Genomic DNA, 21,003 nt, shown 5'->3' with positions numbered 1-21,003 from the left:
ATGCCTCCGAGGCCCCGAGTGAGCCCGTCCTGAGCCCGGCGTCGGCGAGATCGCCGGGTTCTGCCGGCTCGGGTTGGACCGCGTAGTCCTCCCAGAACCATGAACACCTGGTACTCCAGTTGTGCTTCTCCATTTGCCCTGGTGCGCTTGGCCGCTGCTTCGAGTCTGGTCAACTGACGCGGCATCAGGGCGGCGGTGGTCCGCGACCCACCCGATCGGGGTGCGCGCGGCCCGATCGGCCGACGGGCCGCCGCAAGCGCCATTGGTCGGCACGTGAGGGCGGACGGGTGCGCTCATGGTCAGGGGCCGGCGTCCTCCGCACGCCGCACGCCGCACGTCGAGGGTGAGCGGGGTGGGGGTGGGCGGCGCGGTGGCCATATGGCGGGCCGCGTTGGTCCCCCGGGGGCGGTCTATCGTGGCGCGTGTCGTGTTCCACCGGGCGATGGCGAGTGGCTGGAGGATCTGTGCGGACGGACGGGGACGGCACGACGGGTCAAGGGCTTCCGCGGTTGCGGCTGGACGAGTTGCTGGAGGAGCTCCAGGTCCGGATCGAAGCCGTACGCGGCACGCGTGACCGTGTGCACAGCCTCCTCGAAGCGGTGCTCTCGGTCGGCCGCGAGCTGGACCTCCCGCAGGTGCTGAAGGGCATAGTCGAGGCGGCCGTGGTACTCGTGGACGCCGAGTACGGCGCGCTCGGGGTGATCGGCGGCGAGCAGCGGTTGTCGGCGTTCATCACCGTGGGCATCGACGACGAACTGCGCTCCCGGATCGGCGAGTTGCCCAGCGGGCACGGCCTGCTGGGTGAGCTGATCCGCCACCCGCAGCCGTTGCGCCTGGCGGAGCTGGGCGACCACGAGTCGTCCTCCGGCCTTCCCGCCAACCATCCGCCGATGCGCTCGTTCCTCGGTGTGCCCATCCGGGTGCGGGACGAGGTGTTCGGGAATCTGTACCTGACGGAGAAGCGCAGCGCCCGCGAGTTCGACGCGGAGGACCAGTCGGTCCTGTCGACCCTGGCGGTCGCGGCCGGTGTGGCGATCGAGAACGCGCGCCTCTACGAGGAGGGACGCAATCGGGAACAGTGGCTGACAGCCAGCGCCGAGGTCACCAACAGCCTGCTCTCCGGTGCCCCGCGTGCGCAGGTGCTGGAGCTGATCGTCGAACGCGCCGGACAGATACTCTCCGCCGACCTGGGGCTGGTGGCCGAACCCCTCGCGGGCACCGGCGACCTCCGCACCGCCCTGGTGGTCGGGCAGGACGCCCGGATCCACAGGGGCCCCGCGCCAGAGGTCCAGGACGGTTTCATCAGCGCGGCTTTCACCAGTGCGGAACCCGTCCTCAGCATGAACATCGCCACGGACGAGCGGGTCATCGGCTCCGAGTCCCGCTGGGCGGGCATGGGGCCGGCCGTGGCGGTCCCGCTGGGCACCGGGAACCGGGTACGCGGGGTGCTGCTGCTGGCCCGCACCACGGGGCGCGAACCGTTCGCGCGTACGCAGTCGGCACCGCTGCTCGGCTTTGCCGGACAGGCCGCGCTCGCCATGGAACTGGCCGAACGCCGCAGCGACGCCGAGCAGATCGCCCTGCTGGAGGACCGCGACCGTATCGCCCGTGACCTCCACGACCTCGCCATCCAACGGCTGTTCGCCACCGGTATGACCCTCCAGAGCATCCAGAAGTTCGACCAGCACCCCGGAGCCGCCGAACGCATCGAGCGCGCCGTCAACGACCTCGACGACACCATCAAGATCATCCGCTCGACCATCTTCGGCCTGCGCGTCCAGCGGTCGGGCGGGGCGGACGACGGCGTACGCGCCCGGATGGCCGTCGCGGTGGACGGAGCGGCCGCCGCGCTGGGCTTCAGCCCGGCGGTGCGTATCGAAGGGCTCGTCGACACCGAGGTCCCGCACCACATCGCCGATCACCTGATCGCGGTGCTGGTGGAGGCCCTCAGCAACGCAGCGCGCCACGCTGCGGCGCGCACGGTGGACGTCCATGTCGCCGTGAGGGAGGGCCGGTTGGCGCTGAGCGTGGCGGACGACGGCATCGGCATCCCGCCGGGGGCGGCGCGCAGCGGACTGAAGAACATCGCGCGGCGGGCAAAGGAACTGGGCGGCACCTTCACCCACGACACCCCGTCGGCCGGCGGCGCCCGACTGGTGTGGCAGGTGCCGCTGCGGGACGCTTCGGCCGGCTGACGGTTGGGCGGTTCGGCCGTCCCTGGTCCTCCGGAGCTGTGCCAGGGGCTGTCCGTGCCAGGAGCTGTGCCAGGGGCTGTCCGTGCCAGGGGCTGTCCGTACGGTCCCCCTCGGAGCGGCAGGACCGGCTGCCGGGCGGTCCGGCATCGAGTGGCCGGCGGCGAGCCCCTGCCGGACGTCGGCTCAGGGGGCGGGTCCGCTGCCGTAGGGGCCGTACAGGTCGAGCAGCCGGGTCCTGGTGGTGTGCAGCCGGAGGGAGACCACCTGGCCCACCCACAGGGCCACGGCAGCGCCGAGGACCGGGTCGTCCTGGCAGAGGAGACGTGCGGCGACGGCGTCGAACTCCCAGGCGCGTACGGGGGTCATGGCCTCCGCGCCCAGATGCCACACGAACGGCGCGAACAGCCAGGACCACCCGACGAGCTGCCCCGCGCCCAAGGTCTCGATCACGGGGGAGCGACGGCCCGGCACACGTATGTCGAGGGTGACACAGCCGGTACGCACGACCCAGAAGCGATCGGCACGGTGCCCCTCCTCGAAGAGCCGGGTGCCCTGGGGGATGTTGACCTCGCGGGCGACGTGCATGAGCCGCTCACGATGGGCGGCGGGCAAGGAGCCCACCAGGGTGGTGGCCTTCGTCGTCATCGCTTGTGTCTCCTTGTCGCGGATTCCCGGCACGGTGGGAGTCCCACCAGATTCCGACCCGCGGTCATATCCCTTCCAGGGCTGTCCGGGTACGGCCTGAGGGCCGAACGGCCCTCATGTGCCGGCCGGGATCAACGGACCGGCGCACCAGGTCCAGCGGGCCCAACCGGGCCTCGGCGCAGGGACGTTCGGCCCTGCGGAGACGACCCGAGCGGCAGCGGCGCCACCCGTGCCCGCCGCGGGAGATTGAGGACACGCACCGGATCGGACACGCACCGGATCGGACACGACAGGCCAACGCACGACGGACACCCGTTCACCGCGCCGCTCGCCCCTGAAAGGGATGACAGACATGGCCGTTCACCAGAGCCCCCGTCACACCGGATTCCGCCTCCTCTCGCTGAAGGGGGCCGCACACTCCACCACGACGGACCACACCGCCGAGCCCCTGGCCGCCGGCGGAACGTTCGCGCGGATCGCCGCCACCGCACGCATCCTGCTCGGGTCCGTCTTCCTCTGGGCCTTCTTCGACAAGGCGTTCGGCTGGGGGTACGCCACCCCGCCCAAGGGCGCCTGGATCAACGGCGGTTCCCCGACGAAGGGCTTCCTGAGCGGTGTCGCCGCGGGACCGTTCGAGTCGACGTTCCACTCCTGGGCCGGCGCGACCTGGGCCGACTGGCTCTTCATGCTGGGGCTCCTGGGCATCGGCCTCGCGCTCACCAGCGGTATCGCCCTGCGCCTGACCGCCGCCGCCGGCACGGTGATGATGGCACTGATGTGGGCGGCCGAATGGCCCCCCGCCAAGAGCCTGTCCGACGGCGCGCCGAGCATGTCCTCGAACCCGGTCGTCGACTACCACCTCGTGTACGCGGTCGTCATGATCGCCCTGGCCGTCGCCGCGGCGGGCCGTACGTGGGGGCTGGGCGGTGTATGGCAGAACCTCCCGGTCGTACGGGACCACCGCTGGCTGGTCTGACGGCCCGACCGCACGCGTTCACCGTGAAATCCACCAGGAGGTACACCATGCTCCGCCCCGTAGTCGCAGGCGTCGACGCATCCCCGGAGAGTCTCGCAGCGGCCGAATGGGCCGCCGCCGAAGCCGCGTTGAGCGGCCTTCCCCTGCGGCTGGTACGTGCCTGGGAGGGAGTCCTGTACCCGTCGAGCCCGCACCCGTCGAGCTCCGCGGCTGACCTGGCCGCCCGGCAGGACGGGGCGGGCCGCTCCCTGCGGGAGGCCGAGGAACACCTCACGACACGGTTCCCCGGCACCCGTCCGACCGGTGAGCTGATCCAAGGACCCCCGGTCCCCACCCTGCTGAAAGCGGCCGAGGAGGCCGAGACACTGGTGCTCGGGTCGCGGGGCCTGAGCGGTGCGGCCGGATTTCTCGCCGGCTCCGTCGCCTCGGACGTCGTGGCCCACGCCACGCGTCCGGTGGTTCTCGTACGGCCGGCGCCCCACCCGGGCACCACGGCGGACCCGCCCCCCGGCGCCGGCTCGCCGGGCCGGGTCGTCCTCGGAATCGACCTGGCGCATCCCTGTGACGAGGTGATCAGGTTCGCCTTCGAAGCGGCCCGCCGCCGCGGCGCGTCCCTCTACGCCCTGCATGGCTACGGTCTGCCCTTGGCCTACTCGATCGCCGCCGCCCAAATGCCGCTGTCCCAGGACTTGTTGGCCGCGCAGCGTGCCGATGACCTGGCGGCCGTACTGCGGCCGTGGCAGGAGAAGTACCCGGATGTCCCCGTCATGGCCGACGCGGTCATGGCCCGGTCCGCGGACCAGCTGGTGAAGGCGGCTTCGGGCACGGCTCTGCTCGTACTCGGCCGGCGGGAGCGCACGTCCCGCCTCGGGGCCCGTCTCGGCCATGTGGCCCATTCGGTGATCGCTCACGCCGCGTGCCCGGTGGCGGTGGTTCCACACGGCTGAGGTCTTCGGCGACGGCCCGTCGGTGGATGGACCCCGACGGGCCGTCACCGACCGAGGGGTCGCCACCGACGGAGGAGCCGTCGCCGACAAAGGAATCGTCACCGGCGGAGGAGCCGCCACCGACGGAGAGGCCGTCGCCGACGCCTTCACGCACCCGACGCCTTCACGCACCCGCGGAACCGCCGATGACGGACTGCCGTGGACGGACGCCCTGGTCGGCCGCCGCGGGACGGTCCACTATGGGCAGTGCCGGGGAACGTACTCCCGAGACCGCGAAGGGCCACGATGACAGACAGTCAGGACTCTCCACCGCAGGAGCCGATCCGGGTCTTCCTGCTCGACGACCACGAGGTGGTCCGGCGAGGTGTGCACGACCTGCTGGACGCGGAGGCCGGCATCGAGGTGGTCGGCGAGGCGGGGACGGCGGAACAGGCCCTGGCGCGGGGGCCGGCGCTCCGCCCCGATGTCGCCGTGCTGGACATACGGCTGCCCGACGGCGACGGCATCACGGTCTGCCGGGAGTTGCGGTCGAGAATGCCCCGGCTCGCCTGCCTGATGCTGACGTCCTTCGACGACGACGATGCCCTCCTCGACGCGATCATGGCCGGGGCCTCGGGCTACGTCCTCAAGGAGATCAAGGGCAACGACCTGGTCGCCGCGATCCGTACCGTCGCCTCCGGCCAGTCGATGCTCGACCCGGCCACCACGACCCGCCTGATGAGCAGCCTGCGCGGGAAGGAGCCCGCTCAGGGAGACAAGGCGTCGGCACTGGCCGGTCTCACCCCACGGGAGCGGGAGATCCTGGACCTGATCGGCGAAGGCTTGACCAACGCCGCGATCGGCAAACGTCTCTTCCTGTCGGAGAAGACGGTCAAGAACAACATCTCCCGGCTCCTCGCCAAACTCGGCGTGGAGCGGCGCGTCCAGGCAGCCGTCCTGGCGACGCAGACCGCTCCGCGGCACCCCGCACACGGATAGTTCCGGCGGTAGCCGCAATTCGGCGGCGTCCGGGGCCCTGGCGAAAGTTCCTGAGCGGGTTCACCCGGTGGGTGAGATCATCCCCGGATGGCGAACGCGCAGCTCCCCGAGGGGTGGACTCTCGACCGGATCCGCGAAGTGTCCGGCGACTACGAGGCCGTCGCCCTGGATCCCGACCGAACGGTGAAGTGGGTCGACGTCACCGGAGCCGACGAGGCGATGCAGCCGGAGATCGTTCTCGGCTTCCACGACCTGTGCCTCGTGAAGCCCGTCCACGACGACAATTGGTACATGGGCAGCCTGTACGACGACGGAAGCGTCGACTGCTGGACTCCCTACGGCGATCTGTATGAGGCGCTACGTGGCCTCTAGTAGTGCCTGGTCAGGTTCACTCGCCGGTGGCGTGTCCGTTTGATTGCTTGCTCCGTTGACCTGTTGTGATGGGTGGGGAGCTGGCTGCGGTCCGGTGTGATCTGGAGGACTTCGCGGCGGAGGTGTTCGAGCCGTTCGCGCGGGCGGATCAACGCCGGTGGGGAACGGTCTATCTGCGGGGGTTGTTGCTGGAGGGGCGGCGCAAGTCGGTGGAGCCGATGGCCGCCCGCCTGGGCGAGGACGGCAACCGGCAGGCCCTGGCACATTTCATCACCACCAGCCCGTGGGACGCGGCGCATGTCCGCGCCCGTCTGGCCTGGCGGATGCAGCACGTGATCAAGCCGACCGCGCTGATCGTGGACGACACCGGGTTCCTCAAGGACGGTGACGCCTCGGCGTGTGTGGCCCGGCAGTACACAGGCACCGCGGGCAAGGTCACCAACTGCCAGGCCGGGGTGTCCCTGCACCTGGCATCCGACGATGCGTCGGCAGCTGTCGACTGGCGTCTGTTCCTGCCCGAGAGCTGGGATCCCGCCTCACCGAAGGCCGATCCGGCCAGGGTGGCCCGCCGCATCCGGTGCGGTATCCCCGCCGATGTCGGCCATGTGGAGAAGTGGCAGCTGGCCCTGGACATGATCGACGAGACCAGGTCATGGGGCGTCGATGTCCCGCTCGTCGTCGCCGACGGGGGCTACGGCGATACGGCGGTCTTCCGGCTGGGCCTGGAAGAACGCGGCCTGAGTTACGCGGTCGGCATTTCCACCACGACCACCGCCCACCCGGAAGCGGCACGGCCCCGTACCGTGCCTTACGGCGGACGCGGCCCAAGGCCCCGGCCCGTCTACCCCGAGCCGGCCCGGACGGTGAAGGAGCTGGTCATCGCGGCCGGCAGGCAAGCCGCCCGGCCGGTGCAGTGGCGGGAAGGCTCCCGGCCGGGCAGCGGCCGCAGCGGTCTCAAGCGCATGTACTCACGGTTCGTGGCTCTGCGGATCAGGCCCGCCGGCCGAGAGATCCGCAAGAACGCCGACGGGCCCGAACTGCCCGTGCGCTGGCTGCTGGCCGAATGGCCCGCCACCGAGCGCGAACCCGTGCAGTTCCGGCTGTCCAGTCTTCCCGCCGACACCCCACCGGCCACCCTCGTGCGCACCGCGAAACTACGCTGGCGCATCGAAAACGACTACCGCGAGATGAAACAGGCCCTGGGCCTGGCCCACTTCGAAGGCCGCACCTGGCCAGGCTGGCACCACCACGTCACCCTCGTCTCCGCCGCCCACGCCTTCCGCACCCTCCAGCGCATCACCCGGTCCCCAAAAGAGACGGCGCCGGCCTGAGCCTCTACCAGGTCACCCGCGAACTGCAGTTGCTCCTCGCGGTCTGGACCGGCGCCTGCCCCACCTGCCACCGCAACACGCCAGAACCGATACCAACCTGACCAAGCCCTACTAGAGGCACGGCCTGAGTGTCCGACCGCGTGCGGCTACGAAGCCCCTGCGCCAAGGCCGTCCACAGACGCTCACGAACAAGGGCGGGACCCGGGGTGCGGCGTGGCCACGCGAACGGTGAGTCCCCCAAGCAGTCGGAAGACAGCCCAGCAGGACGGCAGCCGGTGCCCCGGCCGCCACCGCCGGAACCTGACTGTCAGCATCGATGTCAGTGCCCGGCAGATGTCAGTGCCCGGCAGTAGCCTCGCGTCGGCCGAGCATCCGCGAGCACCTTGCGAACAGGACGTTCAGAGCATGGTCCTTCCCTCCGACGCCCACGGCGTCGAACTCACCGACCGCGTCATCGCCTCCGTCGAAGCGGACCCGCACCGGCTGGTCCTGGACTACGACACGCGGGCGGGGCCGTGGCTCGCCGCGGCGGCGGACCCGGTGCCCGGCGACGAGCTCGCCTCAATGGTGTTCCCCAGCGGGCGGCCGTTGCCGCCCAGCCTGCGCCGCTGGCTGACGTTCGACTCCAGCCTCCTGCGCCGGTTCGGCTGGTTCGACTCGGACCTGCGTTTCACGCCACGGACCGTCGGACGGCTCGCTCGCGACGAGTTCGGCGACGGCTGGGGAGAGGGATTCGAAGCGCTGTCGGCCCGCCTCGACGAGTGCTTCCTCCTCCCAGGAGGATCCGATTCCCGGCGGGTCCTGGCCACAGGCGAGCCCGATGAATACGGCGAGTATCCGGTCTTCGCCCTCGACGTGGACGACCTGCCGTGCGTCGAGTTGATGTATCCCGGCCTGGACGTCTACCTCGCGGACACGGCCGGCATCATCTCTCGCCGGGAAGACAGCTACTCCTCGCTCATCGATGACGGAACATACGCCTCCCGAATGCGCGCACACGCGCACAACGCCCTCGCCGGAGATCTGCACAGGACATGTCTGCCGGAGCGGCTGTGAGCCTCCCGTTGTGCCGAGGGCCGACCCGCCGAGGACGACCGCCCGGTGCCCGAGCGGGACCGCTGAACGGATTCCTTCCGCAGTACACCGGGGTCCGGTGACGCCCCGGCACCTCGCACAGCGGTCTCCTTCCTGGGGCACGGGGGCTTCGCCCTGGTCGTACGGGCCGACGCCGCCGCACCCGCGGAAATTCCCTCGCGCTCCGGCCGGAACGGGCTGAGACTCGTCACATGGCTGACATGGGGGCGTTCCGGGACGCGGTCACCGCGTGGGCGGCGGGCGGCCCCGGCGAGCCCGCGCACGAGCTGGCCGCGCGGCTGCCCGTCCGGGCGGCCGTCCTGCTCGAAGGGCCGAGCGACGTCGCGGCGGTCGACACACTGGCGAAGAGCCGCGGCCGGAACCTGGCGGCCGAAGGGGTCTGCGTTCTGCCGATCGGCGGTGCGATGAGCGTCGGGCGCTACGCCCGGCTCCTCGGTTCCCCCGGTCTGGACCTCCGCCTCACGGGACTGTGCGACGAGGCGGAGCGTCCCTACTACGCACGCGGCTTCGAACGGGTCGGTGCGCCACAGCAAGGCTTCTTCGTCTGCGCGGCAGATCTGGAAGACGAGCTGATCCGCGTGCTGGGCGTGACACGGGTGGCGGAGCTCGTCCGGGCGGAAGGCGACCTGCGTGCCCTCCAGACCTTCCTGCGTCAGCCCGCGCAGCAGGGCCGCGCCCCGCGGCAGCAGTTCAGGCGCTTCCTCGGAACGAAGAAGGGGCGCAAGATCCACTACGGCCGGGTACTCGTCGAGGCCCTCGACCCCGACCAGGTCCCAGCCCCACTCGACCGCCTGCTCTCCAGCCTCTGACCCCGGCGCCGTCGATCCCGGCCGGCACGACGCGCATCCGTGGGGCTTCGGTGGCTCCCATAACGGTGTGCGTTCCGGCAGGCGATGGGGGACACTCCGAGCCATGCCAAACGTTGAAGTCTCGCCCAAGGTGTCCGTCGAGTACGAGACCTTCGGTGACCCCTCCCACGCGCCTGTCCTGCTGGTGATGGGCTTCGGTGCCCAGATGATCGCCTGGCACGACGACTTCTGCCGTGCGCTGGCTCAGCGTGGCCGCTACGTGATCCGCTACGACAACCGTGACTGCGGGCTGTCCACGAAGTTCGACGATCGCCCCGTCGACATGGGCCAGTTCATCGCCAAGGTGAGTTCGGGCGATATTCCCTCCGCCCTGGGGATGCTCGTGTACACCCTCCGGGACATGGCCGACGACGGCCTCGGTCTGCTCACGGCGCTCGGCATCGAACGGGCGCATGTGGTCGGAACCTCGATGGGGGGCATGATCGCCCAGACGATGGCGGTCACACAGCCCGAGCGGTTGCTGTCCTTGACGTCGATGATGTCCTCGACCGGCGAGACCGAATACGGCCGGTCCAGCCCCGAGGCCCGAGCGGTGCTCTCCAGCCCGAAGCCGTCGGACCGCGAGGGATACATCACAGCGGCGGAACGGGAGCTGGTGTGGGCCTCCAAGCGTTACGGCGACCCCAAAGCCGTTCGCGAACTGGCCGCCAGAAGCTACGATCGCGCCTACTACCCGGCCGGTCTCGCACGCCAACTCGCGGCGATGACCCTCGCCGGCTCACGCGCCGACGCTCTTCGGCGGCTCCGGATCCCGACCCTGGTGGTCCACGGCCTCGACGACACACTCATCGATCCCAGCGGTGGGCGACGCACCGCGGAGCTGGTGCGAGGCTCGGAACTCCTGTTGATTCCCGACATGGGCCATGACCGCCCACGCCAGCTCTGGCCGGAGATCGTCGATGCCTTGGTATCGCACACCGGCTGAGTGCCGAGGGCCGTCCCGCGCCGGGGCTCGACCACCCCGTTCCGCGTGGCCCGCGCGGGGACTGTGCGCGCCGTGAGGGGACTGCGCGCGCCGTGATCAGGTCGGTACGGCCCTACGAGGGCGGCTCGTCACGGAGGCGCGGGCAGTTCATCGTCTCGTCGTCGCCGGCTCCGGTCATCGCGGCCACACCGTGCGGACGCGGGCACCGTGCGCCCGCCCGCGCCGAAGTGGCGGAAACACACGGCACCCTGGCGTCCTCGCAGGTCAACGCGTCGGTGTGAGACCAGCACCGACGCCGCTCGTCGTTCCTTGCCGCGTCCGTCCAAGGGCGGCCAGTCGCCGCAGGGATGTGATGTGCAGTGTGAACAGCAGCGGGACGGCGGCCGTGGGGATCAGGGCGAGCGGTAGTTGGGTGATCGCCTGTGTGGAAGGTGTCACGTCGAGGACGTGATTGCCGATGAGGATCGCCAGGGTCAGCGCCACGACGAGATCCACCATGCCCAGCACGTTGAACCGCACGGCGGTCCGGCGACCGGTGCCCTTCGCGATTCGGCGCGCGATGAAGGGTGCGGCGAGCCCGGTCGCGATGTCGCCCAGTCCGGCGGGCAGGGCGAACAGCGCGGGCAGATGCCCGAGGGCCATCATGATCAGGAACACCACCCCGACCACCCGGAACGTGTGCGGCAGTTCAAGACGGCTGAGCATCCCCGGGGCGGCGAGAGCACGGGCCACCACGGGGATCTGGGTGGCGGCCAGCAGCACGACCAGCGCGGCGGCAAAAGCGATCGGCAGCCCGGGAAGCCGTCCGGGCCTGTTGAGGTACCAGCCGTTCGCGGCGATCACCCCGCTGGTCGTGAACCAGCCGCCGAGCAGCACCACCGCGCCCACACCGAGCCCGACCGCACGGCGGCGGCCGAGACCCGCGAGCTCCGCGCCCCGGTAGAGCACGAGGCCGACCGACCCGACCAGCCCGGCGGTGCCGACGAGGGTGAGTATCCAGACCTGGACGGGCACATCGATCATCACGGTCACCTCATTCATCACGGTCATCTCATCTCGGTGCCGGCGAAGACACCGTTCCGGCGGTCGGCGGAGACGCCGGGTGTCGCTCGTTTCATCGGACCGGGGCCTCTCGGTGGCCGGCGGTGTCGGCCGGGCCGTCCGCGTCGTACGGGTCGGCCGCGTCGGCCAGGTCCGCGGTGTCGGCAGCGTCGGCGGTGTCGTACGGGTCGGCCGCGTCGTCCGGTGCGGGCCGCTGCGGGGGCTGGGCGGGAAGGAAGGCCGCGGCGAGCAGTGCGCCGGCGACTGCGGCGAGTCCGGCTACGACGCAGCCGAGAATGAGGCCGTCGTGGAAGGCGTCACTCGCGGCGCGATGTACGGCCTGGGCCGTGGAGGACTGGCCGAGGGCGGCGAACCGGCCGGAGACCCCGAACGCCGCTCCGACGGACTGATGGGCGAGGTCCGTGAGTCCGGAGGGCAGTGGCGGAAGGGTACTGGTGAGGCGTGAGTCGTACAGGGTGGCGTAGGCGCTGCCGATGACGGCGACACCGAGGGTTCCGCCGAGCAGGCGGGTGGAGTCGTTGATGGCGGAGCCGACGCCGGCCTTGTCGGCCGCGACGGCTCCCATGATGGACTCGGTCGCGGGTGCGGAGGTCAGTCCCATGCCCAGGCCGTAGACGACCATCTGGACGGCGATGATCCCGTAGTCGAGTGTCGGGCTGAGGGTGCCGGCGGCCCAGAAGTAGAAGACCGCCTGGAGGGTCAGCCCTGCCGTGACGATCGCCTTGGTGCCGGCACGGACCGCCAGCCGCGTGCCGAGGGTCGATCCCACGGCGACGGAGATCGCGACCGGCAGCAGGTGGACCCCGGTGGACAGGGCGCTGTAGCCGCGGATGAACTGGAAGTACTGCGTGATCAGGAAGATGAATCCGAGCAGGGTGAAGAACGCGATGGTGACCGCGGCGCTGGCGGCGCTGAAGCGCATGTCCTTGAAGAGCCGTACGTCGAGCATCGGTTCGTCGGCGCGGCGCTCGCTCACGATGAACGCGGTCAGCAGGATCGCGGAGCCGGCGAAGCCGACGAGTGACGCCGGGGATGACCAGCCGTGGTTCGGGGCCTCGATGATGGTGTAGACGAGCAGTCCCATGAAGCCGCCGGACAGGACAAGGCCCGGGTAGTCCAGGCGGTTCGGTGCGCGATCCCGCTCCTTGGGGACGAACAGGGCCACCAGGGCGATGACGGCCGCAGAGATCGGGCCGAGAACGTAGAAGGTGCTGGCCCAGCTGTAGTGCTGGAGCAGGAAGCCGCCCACGATCGGCCCCAGCGCGATGGCGACGCCGGCCGTGGCGCCCCACAGGCCGATGGACAGCGCCCGTTCCTTGCGGCTGGTGAAGACGCCGGTGAGCAGGGCGAGTGTGCCCGGGAAGGTCATCGCGGCCCCCAGGCCCATCACGGCCCGTGCCGCGATCAGCTCCTCCGGTGAGCCGGCGTACCCGCCCACGAAGCCGGCCACGCCGAACACCAGCAGACCGGCCATGAGCATGCCCTTGCGGCCGAAGCGGTCGGACAGGCTCCCCGAGGTCAGCAGCAGGGCGGCGAACACCAGGTTGTAGGCGTCCACGACCCACTGCAACTCGGCGGTGGAGGTGTCCAGTTCGAGCGACAGGGTCGGCAGCGCCACATTGACGAGCGTGGTGTCGAGATTGATCACGAACGACGCCGTGAGGAGGGCGACAAGCATCAGTGGTTTCGATGACGTACGAGTCATGGTGGAAGATTACACCTAGCTAGTTTACTTTTTCTACCAACCACTTTACCTCTCGTAGTAGGCTGGGCGCATGCGGAGCTATGGTCAGTACTGTTCGATCGCCCGCGCCCTGGACGTGGTGGGTGACCGCTGGACGCTGCTGATCGCCCGGGAGCTGCTGTTGCAGGGCCCGTGCCGGTTCACGGACCTCAAGAACGGGCTGCCGGGTGTCGCGGCGAATCTGTTGTCGACGCGCCTGAAGGAACTTGAGGCCGCCGGGCTGATAAGCCGCGAGGACGCACCGCCGCCGATCGCCACCGTCCTCTACCGGCTGACCGAGTCCGGTCTGGAACTGGAACCGGTCCTGAAGGCGCTCGGCCTGTGGGGGCTCCGGTTCATGGCGGAGGAACGGCCGGACGACGCGTTCCAGGCGCAGTGGCTGGCCTACGCCCCGGCGTGGTTCACCACCGACGCCGAGCAGGACGCCCCGCCCGCGGTCATCCAGCTCATCGCGGCCGGCGAACTGGCCGTCATCGAGTTGCGTAACGGCCAGGTCCTCACCCGCCTCGGCCGCGCCACCGACCCGGACCTCGTCCTGGACGGCCCGCCCCGCGCCGTCCTCGGCCTGCTCAGTGGCGTGATCGACCTCGAACGAGCTGTCCAACTCGGCCTCACCACCACCGGCCGACGGGACCTGCTCACCCGCCTCCGCCCGGTCACACGGGACCGGGCGCGTGCTCAGGACGAGGTCCTGGGATGAGCGCCGGCTCCGCCCCGTCGGCGAGGACCTCGTAAGGCCGCGCCCGGTACGTCCGGCCGTCCTCTCCGCGACGCTGGAGAGAAGAGGCGGACTACAGACAGCGTCTTTGAGCGCGTGACCGACGCGGCAGCCCGAATCGGTACCTCGACGGCCTGTCCCTCATCAAGCCCGGTGAGTACGGTCCGTGCTTCCGGTCCGTACTTCCGGTCCGCGCTTCCGGTCGGGTCGATCCGGAACGCCGTCCCGGGGATTGAACGGGGGGCGAACCCGCTTCAGTGAGTGTCGCCCGCGAGGCTCGACGCGGTGGCGGCGGGTGGCATTTCCTGGGCCAGCGCCCGGAGGACGGCGAGGTGGGTTCTGGTGACCTCGATGCCGTAGCGGCTCAGGTGGTTCTTCAGGTGCTTGGCATGGATGTGCTGGCCGGGGCGGTTGCCCGGGAAGAGCCAGGGACTGCTGCGGTTGGCCTCGACGTTGCGGGGACCCCGGTTGAGGGCGTGGTCGCGCAGGACCGGTGCGAAGGGATCGGGCACCAGGCGCGGTTCGTGCGGTCGGTCGATGCTGATCCGGACTTCGTGGTTGCTCAGGGCCATGTCGTCGATGGTGAGCGCGGTGATGTGAGCCAGGGGCTGGGCGAACAGGATCAGGATGATGAAGGCCGCGCGGTCGCGGAGGATGTAGTCGGTCGCGGGATCGAGTATGTCGCGCAGCAGTCGCAGGCGTTGCTCATGGCTGAACGTGCCGCGTGCGGGTTTCCGCCGGCGGGTGACCTGAAGGTTGTACGGCACGCTGAGGTGGCGGGGGAACGCTCCGTCCCCGGCGCCCCATGTGATCAAGGCCCGGGTGCCTTGGCGGCTCGTACTGCCCGTGCTGATCCAGGTGTCGATATGGGCCTGGGTGCATGTGGCCGGGGTGGTGTCGTGGTCCCGCAGCCAGGCCAGGAAGGACTTCGCGGAGTTGATCTCGTGCTGCGGACGGTCGACCAGGCCCGGCGTGAGGGGCTCCCGAGTGGCGCGTTCCCGCAGGCGCAGGGCGTGTCCGGTGGCGAATCGGCCGATGAGTTGCCGGTCTTCCGCCAGCTCGATGGAGGCGAGGGTCCGGGAGAGCCAGGCTTCGAACTGGACCAGATAGCGGTCGCGCTGTTCGAGGATCCTGTGCTGGACGAGCAGATCGCGCAGGTGTGCCGCGGACTGCGGGGAGGGATGGTCGTTGAGGGATTCATGGCTGAGGGGCAGCCGGCCGGTCGCCAGATCGGCCAGCAAGGGGGCGATGTGCCGGTTGCCGACGAGCCAGACCAGCCCGGCGTCCGGACGGGGCTGGGTGCGGATGGCCTCGTGCAGGGGCAGCAGGGCAGGGGAGACCTGGCCGGTGCCGTCGTCGAGGACCTCGGTGATCCGTTCGGTGAGATGGCAACGCGGGCATATCACGCCGTCGTGGCGGTGTGCCCACCAGCGGTGCTGTTGCCCCTGGTGCCGGCAGCGGGGACAGGTGAGTTCGGGCATGGCTCAATCGGTACGTCGGAGTCGCTGGAGGATGAGGTGATGCGCCGCGGTGGAACTCCGGCACAACACTCTCGGGCCAAGCGGCGGGCGGCTGATCGTCATGCGTCGGCGGTCATCGGCAGGCGGAGAGTCTAGGCGCAATCCGCGCTGACCACTTTCCACGAACCACGCGGCAGGGTCCAGCGCTTCGGCACGGAGATCGTCGACCGCCGCATCGGTGACCTGACGGCGGATGGACCAACCCGCCCCACTGGGACATCCGACACAATCGCCTTGATTCAACCGCAAGATGTAGTTTTTCAGGATGACCGAGCACCATGTCGCGCAGGTCGGCAGGTCGGTGATACACGGCGCGTCGAATTGCCCGGCGACGCTCTCACCACCATCCAGCGACGGAACGGCGGTTAATCGTTCTTCGTCTGTTCAACTCGGTTTCCGTCTGAATGCTCCGCCGCCCACCTAGCGTCCGTGAGGGCCGTGAAGGAAGGGACTCATGGAGACACTCAACGCGATCCGGGCTCGTGGGATCACCAAGACATTCGACGATGTCGTCGCACTCGACGGCGTCGATCTGGACGTGACCTCAGGTCAGATTCACGGCCTGGTGGGCCCGAACGGTGCCGGGAAGACAACGCTGCTCGGCCTTCTGCTGGGCCTGGCCGTCGCCGACGCGGGCCGGCTGGAGATCCTGGGTACGCCCGTCGGGCGGGCGCTCGCCGCTCCTGACGGTGTCGCCGGTTTCGTGGATGGACCAGGTCTGTACCCGTCGCTCACCGCAAGACAGAACCTGGCCGCGCTGGCCGCGCTCCGCGGTCACGAGGCACGGGCGGCGGGGGTCGACGACGCCCTCGATCAGGTCGGGCTCACCGCTGTCGCCGACGACAAGACCCGCGGTTTCTCGCTCGGCATGCGTCAGCGGCTCGGTCTCGCGGCGGCCCTGCTCACCAGGCCCCGGCTGCTCGTGCTCGACGAGCCGTCCAACGGTCTGGACCCCGCCGGCAAGAGACATGTGCACCGGGTGCTCACCCGGCTCGCGGCGGAGGGAGTGAGCGTCGTGCTGTCGAGCCACCGTATGGACGACCTGGAGGAGCTCTGCTCGGAGGTCACCATCCTCGCCACCGGGCAGGTCGTCTTCTCCGGCCCGCTGAGCAAGCTGGCGGCCGAGAACCGTGAACTCGACTACCGGCTGATCACCTCCGACGCCCAAGCCGCCCGCCGTGTCGCCGTCGAGACCGCCGGGATTCTGATCGTCCACGACGCCCAGCCGCGCTACGACGCCGAGGCACTCGTCGTACGGGCGCTGGTGCCGGCCGTCGACGAACTGGTGGTGCGGCTCGTCGAGGCGGGCGTCGCGCTGCGCGAGCTCGCACCCGTCGTATCGCCGCTGGAGGCCGCGTTCCTCGCCCTCACCGAGCAGCAGGAGGACTCCCGATGACCGCGACCGCGCCTACGCCTGCACCTGCACCTGCGCCTGCGCCCGCAGCCCTCGTGGACCACCCGTACGGCGGTGCCCGCCGCGTCCCGGTGTTCCGCGCCTACCGCTTCGAACTGGTCAAGCTGGTCTCGCAATGGCGGATCCGCCTGCTGGTCCTCGCCTGCTGGATCGCACCGGCGCTGTTCGTCGTCGCGGTGAGCCAGCAGACCTCGCTGCCGGTCGACACCCTCTTCGGCCGCTGGATGCAGGCCACGGGCTGGGCGGGCCCGCTGGTGACGCTCGGTTTCGCGGGCACCTGGGCCCTTCCGCTGCTGACGTCGGTGGTCGCGGGCGACGTCTTCGCCGCCGAGGACCGCCTCGGCACCTGGCGCCATCTGCTCGTGACCGTGCGGTCGCCTCAGCGGATCTTCGCGGCGAAGGTACTGGCCAGCCTGACCGTCATCCTGCTGCTGGTCGTCGGCCTGGTCACGTCCAGCACCGTCGGCGGGCTCGCGGCGGTGGGCAACCATCCGCTGGTCGGCCTCGACGACCACCTCATGACGCCCGGCGGCGCCGCGGGCACCGTGCTGCTCGCCTGGGCGTGTGTGCTCGCCCCGACGCTGGCCCTCGCCGGGATCGGACTCCTCGGGTCCGTCACACTGGGCCGCTCCCCGATGGGACTGCTGCTGCCCGCGCTCGTCGCGCTCGCGATGCAACTGGCCCAGATGCTGCCGCTGCCCGCGGCCGTGCGCCTGGCCCTGCCCGGCTACGCCTTCATCGCGTGGAACGGTCTGTTCACCAGCCCGGCGCAGCTCGGCCCGCTCCTGATCGGCATCGTGGTGAGCCTGGTGTGGGCCGTGATCGCCACGGCGCTGGCCTATCTGCTCTTCCTGCGGCGCGACTTCACCAATGTGACCGATGACGGCCTGGCGCGCCGCGCGCTCACCGCGGGAGTCCTGCCGCTGGCCGGGCTGCTCGCCGTGACGATCGCGGTCCTTCCCGCGGTGACGACCGCGAGCTACTCGAGCTCGGGCATCCAGCAGGCCAAGGTGGAGCACTCGCTGGCCACGGCGTTCGCGCATCTCTACCGGATGCAGGCCGACGAGCTCCACCGTCCCGCCGTCACCGAGGCGCAGCTGAAGTCCAGCGCCGCGTGCACCAAGGGCAATGTCGACCACGACGCCGAGGGCGCGGGCAACGACTGGCGCTGCGTCGTGTCGTGGCACCTGCCCGGCAGCGAGGCCACCGGCCAGGCCATCTATCAACTCGACCTCACCGCGGACGGGCGGTTCGTCGCCGACGGCGACGGACCGAAGGAAGTCAATGGCTACTTCCTGGTGCGGACCCCTTACGGGGACACGCCGAACCCGCTGTGGCAGTTCGACAGCAACGTCGAACTGCTTTCCACCTCGAAAGGAAAAGTTTGATGCAGGTAGCACGCCGCCGCATTCCGACGGAGAAGGACGACGCCGTCTATCTCGGTAACAGACGGATCGGGCGCCGGGTCCCGCTCATGACCGCCGGGGTCACCGTTCTGGCCGTCGCGGCCGCCGGTACCGCGTTCGCCGCGACCGACTCCTTCGGGACGGTGCACGTCGGGCAGACCACCACCAACGGGCAGCTGATCTCCAGCGACCAGTACCTCGCCCCCTACGGCAAGCGTCTGGTCGTCAACAACGGCAAGATCATGTCGTCCACCATCAGCCCCGACGGCAAGCACATGGCCGCCACCGTCACCGACGGCGGCATGGTGCTGAACATCATCGACCTGAAGAACTACAGGCTTCAGCAGGTCATCGGCAGTGGCGCCGGGGCCGATCTGAAGATCAGCGGTAGTGACGTGGGCCAGGAAGGCCCGACCTACTCGCCCGACGGCAAGCAGTTGTGGCTGGGCCGGGCCGACGGCTACACCAAGTTCACGGTGAACCCGGACGGCAGTCTGTCCAATCCGACCACCGTCTCCATCCCGGCACAGGGCTCCAAGCGCTCCCTGGCGTCCGCCGCGGTGTTCTCCGCCGACGGCTCCACGGTCTACTCCGCGGTCAACGGGCAGAACCGGGTGGTCGCCATCGACGCGGCGACCGGCGCCATCGAGCAGAGCTGGAACACGGGCAACGCCCCACGCGGCATGGTCCGGGTCGGCGACAAGCTCTACATCAGCAACGAGGGCGGGCGTCCGGCGGGTCCCGGTGAGGACACGATCAACTCCTACGGCACGCAGGTGCCGGCCAGCCCGGTGACGGGTGCCACCACCACCGGCACGGTCAGTGTCGTCGACCTGACCGACCCGTCCGCCGCGGCCAGGAGCATCAGTGTGGGTCTGCACCCCACCGCGGTGTACGCCACGAAGAAGACGGTGTTCGTCACCAACACCGCCGACAACAGTGTCTCGGTCATCGACACCGCCAAGGACAAGGTCGTCCAGACCATCTCCACCCAGCCGTGGCCCCAGGCGTCGGTCGGGTACGAGCCCAACGCGGTGACGCTCACCAGCGACAACCACCTGCTGGTGACGCTCGGCCGCGCCAACGCGGTCGCCGTCTACAAGTACAAGTCCGCTCAGGAGCCGGTCAGTTACGTGGGCCTGCTGCCGACCGACTACTTCCCGGCGGAGATCGCGACCGTCGGCAAGGAGATCGTCGTCTCCAACACGCGCGGTATCGACGCGCGCCGTCCCACCACCGCCGCCGGACGTGGTACCCACGACACCACCTCCAGCCTGACGCACTTCACACTCCCGGACGACAAGACCATCAGGTCCCAGACGAAGAAGGTCTTCAAGCAGAACGGCTGGACCGACAACTCCGTCCGGCTGGCCAACGGCAAGAGCAAGGCCAAGCCGGTACCGGTGCCGGTGAAGATCGGCGACCCTTCGACGATCAAGCACGTGTTCCTGATCGTCAAGGAGAACCGGACCTACGACCAGGTCTTCGGCGACATCCCCGAGGGCGACGGCGACGCGTCGCTGGCCCAGTTCGGTGAGAACGTCACCCCGAACCAGCACGCGCTGGCCGGGCAGTTCGGCCTGTACGACAACACCTACGACGTCGGCACGAACTCCGCGGAGGGCCACAACTGGCTGATGCAGGCCGACAACCCCGAGTACACCGAGTCCTCGGCCGGTGAGTACCTGCGCAGCTACGACACCGAGGACGACGCGCTGGGCCACCAGAAGTCCGGCTTCATCTGGACCGGCGCGCAGGCCGCCGGCAGGTCGGTGCGCAACTTCGGCGAGTTCCACCAGTTCCTGTCCAAGCCCGCCGACGCGAGCTGGCAGAACCTGTACTGCGACGCCAAGGACATGAAGGCGTCCGGCAAGCAGTCCGCCTACACGCTCACCTCGACCTCGCCGATACCGTCGCTCAACGACGTGTCGGTGCCCGCCTTCCCGAAGTACGACACCAGCGTCCCGGACGTCTACCGGTCCGAGATCTGGAAGCAGGACTTCAAGAAGAACGGGCCGGCGAACCTGAACATGTTCTGGCTCTCCAGCGACCACACCGGCGGCCCGGTCAGCCCGGCCGCCCAGGTCGCGGACAACGACCTCGCGGTCGGCCGGATCGTCGACGAGATCTCGCACAGCAAGTACTGGAAGGACTCGGCGATCTTCGTCACCGAGGACGACTCCCAGGCCGGCCTCGACCATGTCGACGGTCACCGCGCCCCGGTCCAGATCATCAGCCCGTACGCCCGGCACGGCGTCGTCGACAGCCGCTACTACACCCAGATCACCATGATCCGGACCATCGAGCAGATCCTCGGGATCCGCCCGATGAACCAGAAGGACAGCGCGGCCACCCCGATGGCCTCGGCGTTCACCAAGAAGCCCGACCTCACCCCGTTCACCGCGCTGCCCAACCGCGTCTCGCTGACCGACGGCGTGAAGACCACGCCTTCGTGCGGCGTGGACACCCCGGCCCCGCAGAACTCCCAGGCCGCGGCCGTGCCGGCGGCGAAGGTCCCGGCGGGCATGACGGCGCTCGCGAACGAGTGGAACGACTGGAAGTCGCACCAGCGGCTGACCGGGCCCCATGCCGTGCCCGACTACGCGCCCCCCGCGCAGATGGACCATCTCACCTGGTACGAGACGCACAACTGGGCCAAGCCCTACCCGGGCGAGAACAAGATCCACGCGCCCAACGACGTACCCGGCGCCTACATCCCCTCGTCCGAAACCGACTGACACCGACTGCACCGGCTGACACCGACTGGCACCGGCTGAACTCCCGCCAGTCGCAAGGGCCCCTGGGC

The 21,003-nt window shown here is 69.8% G+C and carries 17 protein-coding genes; 13 read left to right on the top strand and 4 right to left on the bottom strand.

Annotation, left to right across the window (positions count from 1 at the left end; genetic code table 11):
• Positions 1–464: 464 nt before the first annotated feature.
• Positions 465–2,195 carry a GAF domain-containing protein gene (locus tag ACWGDX_RS17245; RefSeq protein ID WP_453626381.1) on the top strand — a complete coding sequence of 577 codons (1,731 nt, stop codon included), beginning with the start codon at positions 465–467 and terminating at the stop codon, positions 2,193–2,195.
• Positions 2,196–2,378: 183 nt separating this feature from the next.
• Here ACWGDX_RS17245 and ACWGDX_RS17240 read toward each other — a convergent pair whose 3' ends face one another.
• Complete coding sequence (locus tag ACWGDX_RS17240) at positions 2,379–2,840, bottom strand: Crp/Fnr family transcriptional regulator (RefSeq protein ID WP_453626379.1); 462 nt, start codon at positions 2,838–2,840, stop codon at positions 2,379–2,381.
• A 352-nt stretch (positions 2,841–3,192) separates the two neighbouring features.
• Here ACWGDX_RS17240 and ACWGDX_RS17235 point away from each other — a divergent pair, with 352 nt between their 5' ends.
• The 8 genes from ACWGDX_RS17235 to ACWGDX_RS17200 all read left to right on the top strand — a co-directional run bounded on the left by ACWGDX_RS17235 (position 3,193) and on the right by ACWGDX_RS17200 (position 10,333).
• Positions 3,193–3,816, top strand: coding sequence for a hypothetical protein (locus ACWGDX_RS17235; protein ID WP_453626377.1), 624 nt, complete (start codon positions 3,193–3,195; stop codon positions 3,814–3,816).
• 47 nt (positions 3,817–3,863) lie between these two features.
• On the top strand, positions 3,864–4,763 hold the full coding sequence (locus ACWGDX_RS17230) for a universal stress protein (RefSeq protein WP_453626375.1): 900 nt from the start codon (positions 3,864–3,866) through the stop codon (positions 4,761–4,763).
• A gap of 285 nt (positions 4,764–5,048) precedes the next feature.
• Positions 5,049–5,741, top strand: a complete 693-nt coding sequence (locus ACWGDX_RS17225; RefSeq protein ID WP_453626373.1) for a response regulator — start codon at positions 5,049–5,051, stop codon at positions 5,739–5,741.
• A gap of 87 nt (positions 5,742–5,828) precedes the next feature.
• The gene (locus tag ACWGDX_RS17220) at positions 5,829–6,113 is read left to right on the top strand and encodes a hypothetical protein (RefSeq protein ID WP_453626371.1); all 285 of its coding nucleotides are present in this window, start codon (positions 5,829–5,831) and stop codon (positions 6,111–6,113) included.
• Positions 6,114–6,181: 68 nt separating this feature from the next.
• Positions 6,182–7,444: an IS701 family transposase gene (locus tag ACWGDX_RS17215; RefSeq protein WP_453626369.1), complete on the top strand. Its 1,263-nt coding sequence runs from the start codon at positions 6,182–6,184 to the stop codon at positions 7,442–7,444.
• Between the two features lie 405 nt (positions 7,445–7,849).
• Complete coding sequence (locus ACWGDX_RS17210; protein WP_453626367.1) at positions 7,850–8,500, top strand: hypothetical protein; 651 nt, start codon at positions 7,850–7,852, stop codon at positions 8,498–8,500.
• 230 nt (positions 8,501–8,730) lie between these two features.
• Positions 8,731–9,348: a TOPRIM nucleotidyl transferase/hydrolase domain-containing protein gene (locus ACWGDX_RS17205; protein WP_453626365.1), complete on the top strand. Its 618-nt coding sequence runs from the start codon at positions 8,731–8,733 to the stop codon at positions 9,346–9,348.
• A gap of 103 nt (positions 9,349–9,451) precedes the next feature.
• Entirely contained in the window at positions 9,452–10,333 is an 882-nt protein-coding gene (locus ACWGDX_RS17200) for an alpha/beta fold hydrolase (RefSeq protein WP_453626363.1), read from the top strand.
• A 264-nt stretch (positions 10,334–10,597) separates the two neighbouring features.
• Here the strand turns inward: ACWGDX_RS17200 and ACWGDX_RS17195 are convergent, their stop codons facing one another.
• Together ACWGDX_RS17195 and ACWGDX_RS17190 are read right to left on the bottom strand one after the other, a co-directional pair.
• Positions 10,598–11,383 (bottom strand): hypothetical protein, encoded by a 786-nt coding sequence (locus ACWGDX_RS17195; protein ID WP_453626362.1) that lies wholly within the window; start codon positions 11,381–11,383, stop codon positions 10,598–10,600.
• Between the two features lie 64 nt (positions 11,384–11,447).
• Entirely contained in the window at positions 11,448–13,100 is a 1,653-nt protein-coding gene (locus ACWGDX_RS17190; RefSeq protein ID WP_453626360.1) for a DHA2 family efflux MFS transporter permease subunit, read from the bottom strand.
• A gap of 70 nt (positions 13,101–13,170) precedes the next feature.
• On the opposite strand from ACWGDX_RS17190, the gene ACWGDX_RS17185 reads away from it, so the two are divergent.
• The gene (locus ACWGDX_RS17185) at positions 13,171–13,839 is read left to right on the top strand and encodes a winged helix-turn-helix transcriptional regulator (RefSeq protein WP_453626359.1); all 669 of its coding nucleotides are present in this window, start codon (positions 13,171–13,173) and stop codon (positions 13,837–13,839) included.
• Positions 13,840–14,111: 272 nt separating this feature from the next.
• On the opposite strand, the gene ACWGDX_RS17180 is transcribed toward ACWGDX_RS17185, so the two are convergent.
• Positions 14,112–15,338 carry a hypothetical protein gene (locus ACWGDX_RS17180; protein WP_453626357.1) on the bottom strand — a complete coding sequence of 409 codons (1,227 nt, stop codon included), beginning with the start codon at positions 15,336–15,338 and terminating at the stop codon, positions 14,112–14,114.
• A 493-nt stretch (positions 15,339–15,831) separates the two neighbouring features.
• On the opposite strand from ACWGDX_RS17180, the gene ACWGDX_RS17175 reads away from it, so the two are divergent.
• From ACWGDX_RS17175 to ACWGDX_RS17165, 3 genes are read left to right on the top strand one after another with little or no spacing between them, the layout of a single operon-like run.
• Positions 15,832–16,773, top strand: coding sequence for an ABC transporter ATP-binding protein (locus ACWGDX_RS17175; RefSeq protein ID WP_453626356.1), 942 nt, complete (start codon positions 15,832–15,834; stop codon positions 16,771–16,773).
• Positions 16,770–18,179: an ABC transporter permease gene (locus ACWGDX_RS17170; RefSeq protein WP_453626354.1), complete on the top strand. Its 1,410-nt coding sequence runs from the start codon at positions 16,770–16,772 to the stop codon at positions 18,177–18,179. Before ACWGDX_RS17175 ends, ACWGDX_RS17170 begins: the two co-directional genes overlap by 4 nt.
• The gene (locus tag ACWGDX_RS17165) at positions 18,179–20,935 is read left to right on the top strand and encodes an alkaline phosphatase family protein (protein ID WP_453626352.1); all 2,757 of its coding nucleotides are present in this window, start codon (positions 18,179–18,181) and stop codon (positions 20,933–20,935) included. Before ACWGDX_RS17170 ends, ACWGDX_RS17165 begins: the two co-directional genes overlap by 1 nt.
• Positions 20,936–21,003 lie beyond the last annotated feature (68 nt).

This window comes from Streptomyces sp. NPDC055025, from assembly GCF_053608565.1.
Note: the sequence above shows the minus strand (reverse complement) of the source record. Positions and strands in the feature narration are given on the sequence as shown.